At 70.4% G+C, this 6,580-nt stretch carries 6 protein-coding genes; 4 read left to right on the top strand and 2 right to left on the bottom strand.

Annotated features, from left to right (window positions below):
- Positions 1-389 (top strand): DUF305 domain-containing protein (locus BFF77_RS31570; RefSeq protein WP_141698596.1); only part of this gene is annotated, 389 nt, incomplete at its 5' end.
- A gap of 118 nt (positions 390-507) precedes the next feature.
- Here the strand turns inward: BFF77_RS31570 and BFF77_RS31565 are convergent.
- Entirely contained in the window at positions 508-1,353 is an 846-nt protein-coding gene (locus BFF77_RS31565; RefSeq protein WP_066956910.1) for an oxidoreductase, read from the bottom strand.
- A 201-nt stretch (positions 1,354-1,554) separates the two neighbouring features.
- Here BFF77_RS31565 and BFF77_RS31560 point away from each other — a divergent pair, with 201 nt between their 5' ends.
- Both BFF77_RS31560 and BFF77_RS31555 read left to right on the top strand, forming a co-directional pair.
- Positions 1,555-2,454 carry a LysR family transcriptional regulator gene (locus tag BFF77_RS31560; protein ID WP_066956907.1) on the top strand — a complete coding sequence of 300 codons (900 nt, stop codon included), beginning with the start codon at positions 1,555-1,557 and terminating at the stop codon, positions 2,452-2,454.
- 145 nt (positions 2,455-2,599) lie between these two features.
- Entirely contained in the window at positions 2,600-3,472 is an 873-nt protein-coding gene (locus tag BFF77_RS31555) for an NAD-dependent epimerase/dehydratase family protein (RefSeq protein ID WP_066956904.1), read from the top strand.
- A 204-nt stretch (positions 3,473-3,676) separates the two neighbouring features.
- Here BFF77_RS31555 and BFF77_RS31550 read toward each other — a convergent pair whose 3' ends face one another.
- Complete coding sequence (locus BFF77_RS31550; RefSeq protein ID WP_079125660.1) at positions 3,677-5,290, bottom strand: putative glycoside hydrolase; 1,614 nt, start codon at positions 5,288-5,290, stop codon at positions 3,677-3,679.
- 207 nt (positions 5,291-5,497) lie between these two features.
- Between BFF77_RS31550 and BFF77_RS31545 the strand changes: the two genes are divergently transcribed.
- Positions 5,498-6,502, top strand: a complete 1,005-nt coding sequence (locus tag BFF77_RS31545; protein ID WP_066956898.1) for a polysaccharide deacetylase family protein — start codon at positions 5,498-5,500, stop codon at positions 6,500-6,502.
- Positions 6,503-6,580 lie beyond the last annotated feature (78 nt).

Here is a 6,580-nt window from a genome sequence, read left to right as displayed (position 1 = left end):
GCGTCTTCCTGATCTCGGCGGAGGTCATGACGCTCGCCGCCGAGATCAGGAAGACGCAGGCCCCGGAGATCAAGACCCTGTCCGCCTGGCTCAAGGGCTGGGGCGAGCAGGTGCCGGCCGACGACGCCGGCCACGACGCCGACCATTCCGCACACACCATGTCCGGAATGATGAGTGAGGACGACATGTCCGCGCTGGAGAACGCGTCCGGCGCGGCATTCGACACCGCCTTCCTGAAACTGATGGTCAAGCACCACGAAGGCGCCGTCACCATGGCCAGGACCGAGCAGTCCCAGGGCGCCAACCAGGCCGCCAAGGACCTGGCCGACCGCGTCGCCACCTCTCAGAGCGCCGAGATCACCCGTATGAACGGGCTGCTCGACAGGTAGTCCGGCGACAGACCCGGGACCGGTGGAACGACGTCCCGGACCGGGGGCCGCGCCCGAGGCGCGGCCCCCGGTTCACGTTCGGGTCCAGGCCGTTCACGTTCGGGGTCCGCGCCGCCCCTCAGCTCCCCGCGCCACCGCCGTGGGCCGTCGACAGAGCCAGTTCGCGCCACTGGGTGAGTTCCTCGGCGACCAGATCCAGTTTGGCCTGCACCCGTTCGACGGAGTCGGCTCCCAACTGGAGCCGGCTCGGCGGATCGGCCATGGCGGCGAGCGTCACGATGGCTTCGGCCGCCTTGACCGGGTCACCCTCCTGGGCGTGGTTGCTCTCCTGCGCCCATCTGCGGGTACGGCCCACCGTATCGGCGTAGTCGGGGATGACCTGTCCCACGCGGTGCAGCGAGCTGGAGTCGAGAAAGTCCGTGCTGAACACACCCGGCTCGACAACCGTCGTGAGGATCCCGAGAGGCAGCAGTTCGGCACGCAGGGACTCGCTGAGACCCTCGACGGCGAACTTCGTCCCGGCGTACACGCCCCAGCCGGTGCCCGCGGTGAAGCCGCCGACCGAGCTGATGTTGATGATCCGGCCGGCGCGCTGCCGGCGCATCACCGGCAGTACGGCGCGGGTGACGGCCAGCAGCCCGAAGACATTGGTCTCGAAGACCGCCCTCACCTCGTCCGCCGACGCCTCCTCGACCGCTCCCAGCAGCCCGCGTCCCGCGTTGTTGACGAGCACGTCGATCCTGCCGAAACGCTCCACGGCGGCGTCGGCGGCCTGCCTCGCCTGCTCCTCGACCGTGACATCGAGCGGCACGGCCAGCAGCCGGTCGCCGCCCGCGGGCAGTGCGTCATGGACGGTCCGCGGATCGCGGGCGGTCGCGACGACCGCGCCCTCGCCGTCAAGGACCTTCCGTGCGATCTCCAGCCCGAATCCACGGGAAGCACCGGTGATGAACCACACCTTCATGCTCATGACGACCTCCTGACGGCCTCCTGCTCGCCCCGGGGCACCTTCGCCCTCGCTCCGACCGCGCCCGTTCCCCGGCGGGACTCCCAGCATGGCCGCCGGGGCGGCCCGCTGCCCGTCGAAGCCGTCGGGCCCGTACGACCGCGCGGCCGGGAAAGCCCGGTGATACCTTGGAGGTATCACCGGTGGGAGGAGACGCGCATGGACGTCGACCTGCGGAAGATCCGCTACTTCGTCGCCGTCGCGGAACGGTTGCACTTCGGCCGCGCGGCCGAGGAGCTCCATATCGCTCAGCCCGTGCTCTCGCGTCAGATCAAGGCACTGGAGAGCGACCTCAAGGTCCGGTTGTTCCGCCGCGACCGGCGCGGTACGGAACTGACCCCGGCCGGCGAGCAGTTGCTCGCCGATGCCCGCCCGCTGCTGGCGAGTGCCGCGGCGATGCGGCGCAGAGCGGTGAGGGCCGCGCGTGTCACGGATACGTTCACCGTCGGGTTCATGCCCGGTCTGATCGTGACGGACGCCGTGAGGACGCTGGCCGGCCGTCATCCCGGCCTCGACATCGACGTGGTGCGCACCAGCTGGGAGGACCAGGCCGATGTCGTACGGGACGGTCGCGTGGACGTCGGCTATGTCCGGATGCCGATCGATCCGACCGGGGTGGAGACCGTACCGCTGCTCACCGAACAGCGGGTCGTCGTGCTGCCGGGCGATCACCCGCTGTCCGGCAAGGAGAGCGTCGGCATCGCGGATCTGGCGGACGAGCATCTGCTCCAGAATCCTGACGCGGTCCCGGAGTGGCGTGACCTGGTCGCGGCCCGGGGCGGCCGGGAACGGCGGAGTCAGCCCCTGATCCGTACGACCGAGGAGAAACTCGAACAGGTCGCCGCTCGGCGCGGCGTCGTCGTACTGCCCCTGTCCACCGCGCTGTTCTACACCCGTCCGGACATCTGCCATGTGCCGGTGGACGACATCCCTCCGAGCCATGTCCGCCTGGCCTGGGCCGGCGGCCGTCACCGGGGGCTGGTCGAGGAGTTCACCCGGATCGCCCTCGACTCGGCCGGCCGGGGCCGGCCGGGCGGCGGGAGCTCCGCCCCACGCTGATGCCCGGGAGGTATCACAGACAGCGGATCAGGTCTTGGACAGCGCCGCGGGTGTCCCCGCACAGTCGAACACGTAAGAGAGCGGCTTCATCGGCACTCGGCCGATCTCCGACTCGGCATCCGACTGACAAAGGGGTCCGATTCCCATGAAGGTATTCATCACGGGCGGCTCCGGGTATGTGGGCAGAGCCACCGTCAAGGCACTGATCCGAAAGGGCTTCGAGGTAACGGCCCTGGCACGCAGTGACCGGTCCGCGCAGCGCGTCGAATCCCTGGGCGCCACCCCGGTCCCGGGCGGACTCACCGACACCGGAACGCTGCGCGCGGCGGCCGGCGAGGCGGACGGCGTCATCCATCTCGGGCAGCACTACGGCGCCGACACGGCCGCCGTCGACTTCGCGGCGTCGCAGGCACTCCTGGACGGCCTGGGAGGGCGCGGCACCTACGTGCACACCGGTGGCGTATGGGTCTACGGAAATACGAACGGTGTCGTGGACGAGAACGCGCCGCTGAATCCGCCGCGGCTCACTTCCTGGCGGCTCAAGAACGAGGAACAGGTACGGGCCAGGGCCTCCGGAGGAAGCCGGCCCGTCGTCGTGATGCCCGGGCTCGTCTACGGCCACGGTGAGGGCCTCATCGACCAGTTCCTCGTCGGCCCCGGAGGCGACGAGGGCACGGTTCTGTCCATCGGCGACGGGCGGAACCACTGGGCACTCGTCCATGTCGACGATGTGGCGGAACTGTACGTGCTGGCCCTGGACGCGCCCGCCGGATCGGTCTACGCCGGTGTGAGCGGCCAGAACATCCCGCTGGCCCGGATCGCCAGGGCCGTGGCACAGGGCGCCGGCCGTGCCGGACGCGTCACCTCCCTCTCCCTGGAGGAGGCGGAGGCCCGCATGGGCCCGATCGCCGAGGCGTTCGCCCTCGACCAGCAGTTCACGGGCGCTCGCGCGCGCGAGGAACTCGGCTGGACACCGACGCGGCTCGACGCCCTCACGGACCTCGCCCGTACGCCCTGATCTCACGCGGCAGACGCGGCCCCGGCCATCTCGGCTCGGGCCGGAAGGTCCTGGCCGGAAGGTCCTGAGGAGGCGAACTGGCGATCTTCCGCGAGTCCGCCCCTACTGCCAGGAACCGTACCTGCCAGGAACCGCACCGTCCCGAGGCCACGACCACGAGGCTGCCGGCCGGCCCGCCCGTACCACCGGGTGCCGCCGGGAGTGTCAGTGCGCGACGATCTGCTGGAGCGCCGCACCCTGGTAGCGCGCACCGGCGTTCCAGAGGATGAAGGAGTTCATCTTGTTGGCCGCCGCGCCCTTGATCTGTTCGGCGACCTGGGCCGGCCCGTAGGTGCTGCCCATCGAGAAGTCCTGGAGCCAGGGGACGACCTCCGTCTGGGTGCCCTTGGTGTGGCGGGCGAAGTCGGCGAGCGAGCGCTGCACGATCGCGTACGGGGCGGTGTCGGGGTTGGCGACGCCGTACTCCCCGGGCCCCCAGTGGGACGGGTAGACCATCGGCGCGATGTAGTCGCTGACCTTGGCCAGGGCCCCGATGTCCTGGGCTATCTCGGTGGGCCGGGTGGCGGCGATGCCGAAGACCGAGACACCGAGGTACTTGGCGTGCGGACGCATCGCGGTCCGGGTGTCGGCGACGAACGAGGTGATGGACTGCTCGGGCGTGGCGGACCCGATGCCCGGGAACCGCATCTTCGACAGCGGGCCGTCGGGGCGGCGCACGTAGTCGTAGAGGATGTCGTCGAAGCCGAGCTTGGCCGCCTCGACGGCGAGGTCCTGGTTGTACTTGCGGACCGTGGGGTCGGCGAAGTTGGTGAAGGACAGCTTTCCGTAGTGGCCGCCGCCCGCGTACGCCTCTCCGTCGGCGGTCTGCACGACCTGGTCGCGCTTGCCGGACTTCCAGGCCGCCGAGGCGAGCTTGGGGTCGCGGAAGGCGACGATGCGTCCGATGACCTGGGCGCCGGCGGCGTGGATCTCGGCCACGGCCTTGCGGGCGTCGTAGTAGCCCTTGGCCGCGCCGATCTGACGGGCCAGCGGCACCTCGGAGGCGTACCCGACCTCGCCGTCCTCGTCCTTGACGTCCAGCTGGACGGCGTTGAGCTTGCCGCTGCGGACCAGGGCGAGGACGCCCCCGCGCAGGGTGTCGTTGCCCCAGCCGATGGCGGTGATGTGCGCGGCGCGGATCATGGGGCGACGGCCCCGGGCGTTGACGGCCTTGGTGGTGGTGTTTCCGGCACGGTCCGCGGCGGTGACGTTCACGACGGGTGTGCCCTTGGGCACCGTGATCTTGAAGACCCCGGTCTTGTCGACGGGAACCTCCTTGCCGTCGACGGTCACCTTGGCGTCGGTGCCGGCCTTGCCGGTGATGGTCACGGGGTCGGCGGCGTTCTTGATCTCGGGGTCGGTCACCTTCAGGACGGGAGCGGTGACGTCCACGGAGAAGTCCACGACCTCCCGGTACGAGAGCAGGGGGAGGCGGGCGTCGCCCTTCACCACCAGGGTGTGCCGGCCCTCCTTCAGACGCGGGAGGGCGAGCTTCAGACGGGGGCCGTCAGCTATGACGGGGACCACCGCGCCGTCGAGGGTGGCACGCACCTTGTCCGGGTTGCCGGCCGCTCCGGCGTCGAGGTAAGCGCTGATCTGCGCGGACTTGCGCCCGTTGAGGACGGCGCCGTCGGCGAGACCCTGCACGTCCGGTCCCAGCGCGAGGAAGGTCCAGCCCACTCCACCCAGTGCGAGCGCCCCGGCCGTCGCTATCAGGGCGCGCTTGCGGAACGGACGGTGGGGACCGTAGGAGGAGGCGGAGTTGGATATGTATCTCATGGCCATCGTGGCGTCCTTCGTGCCGTGGTGGGGTGGTTCCTCCATTGATTGCCATACAGCGGACTATTCCTCCTGTTCCGACAGGATTTCACACGAAAGGCGGTGTCGGGCCCCGGCGTGGTGACTGCGCCATCCAGGGGACTGTGCGGTACGGGGGCTCCCGCCGTCGGTAGGGATGGCGCGACACATTCGCCTTGGAGGTCCCTCATGCGCCACCCGCTCGTCCCGCTCTGCGCCCTCGCGGGCGCCGCCCTGCTCGCCTCGGGCTGTTCTTCGGGATCGTCACCGACCGCCGAGGAACAGCAGGCGGCGGCCTCAGCGGCGGCCGGCAACGCCGCCAAAGACCCGGCGGAGGTCGGCGCCGACGAGCTCGGCCAGGTGCCGGTGCTGATGTACCACCAGCTCACCGAGAAACCGGCCAGCGTCTACGACCGCACCCCGGCCGATTTCCGGGCCGAGCTGGAGCGCCTCGCCCGGGAGAAGTACGTGCCGGTCACCGCCCGGGACTTCCAGACGGGCCGCATCGGCATCCCGGCCGGAACGCATCCGGTGGTCCTCACGTTCGACGACTCCACCAACAGCCAGGTGCGGCTCGGCGACGACGGGAACCCGGCGCCGGACACGGCCATCGCGATCCTGGCGGAGACGGCGAAGAAGTACCCCGAGTTCAAACCGGTGGCCACCTTCTTCGTCAACGCGGACGCCTTCTCGGCCACCGGTTCCGCCAAGGCGCTGACCTGGCTGAAGGAGCACGGGCACGAGGTCGGCAACCACACCGACCGCCACCAGAACCTGCGCTCCCTGGACCAGGCGGGTGCCACGAAGGCCATCGCCGACGGACAGCAGGCGATCGTGAAGGCCGCGCCCGGGACCCGGGTCACGTCTCTCGCGCTCCCCTTCGGGGCCATGCCCCAGGAGTCCGGCGTCGCCGCGCGGGGAACCGGCTACCGCTACGACGGGGTGTACCTGGTGGGCGCCAACCCGTCGGTCTCGCCGTACGCCAAGGACTTCACACCCGCCGCGATCCCGCGGATCCGCTCGGCGGGGCCGAAGGACGCGGACGCCGAGTTCGGTTCGTCGCGATGGCTGGACAAGCTCGCCGCCGGGAAGAACTGGTACATCTCGGACGGGGACCCGAAAACGGTCGCCTTCCCCCGCGCCTCGCAGGACAAGCTGGCGCCGGCCTTCGCGAAGCGGGCCCTGCCGTACTAGGCCCTGTCCGGCCGATCTTCGCGGGCCCGGAACGCCTGGCACGGCACCTCGCCGCGTTGTCGGAGTCGCCCGGGTACG

This window comes from Streptomyces lushanensis, from assembly GCF_001700515.1.
Lineage (GTDB): Bacteria > Actinomycetota > Actinomycetes > Streptomycetales > Streptomycetaceae > Streptomyces > Streptomyces lushanensis.
Note: the sequence above shows the minus strand (reverse complement) of the source record. Positions and strands in the feature narration are given on the sequence as shown.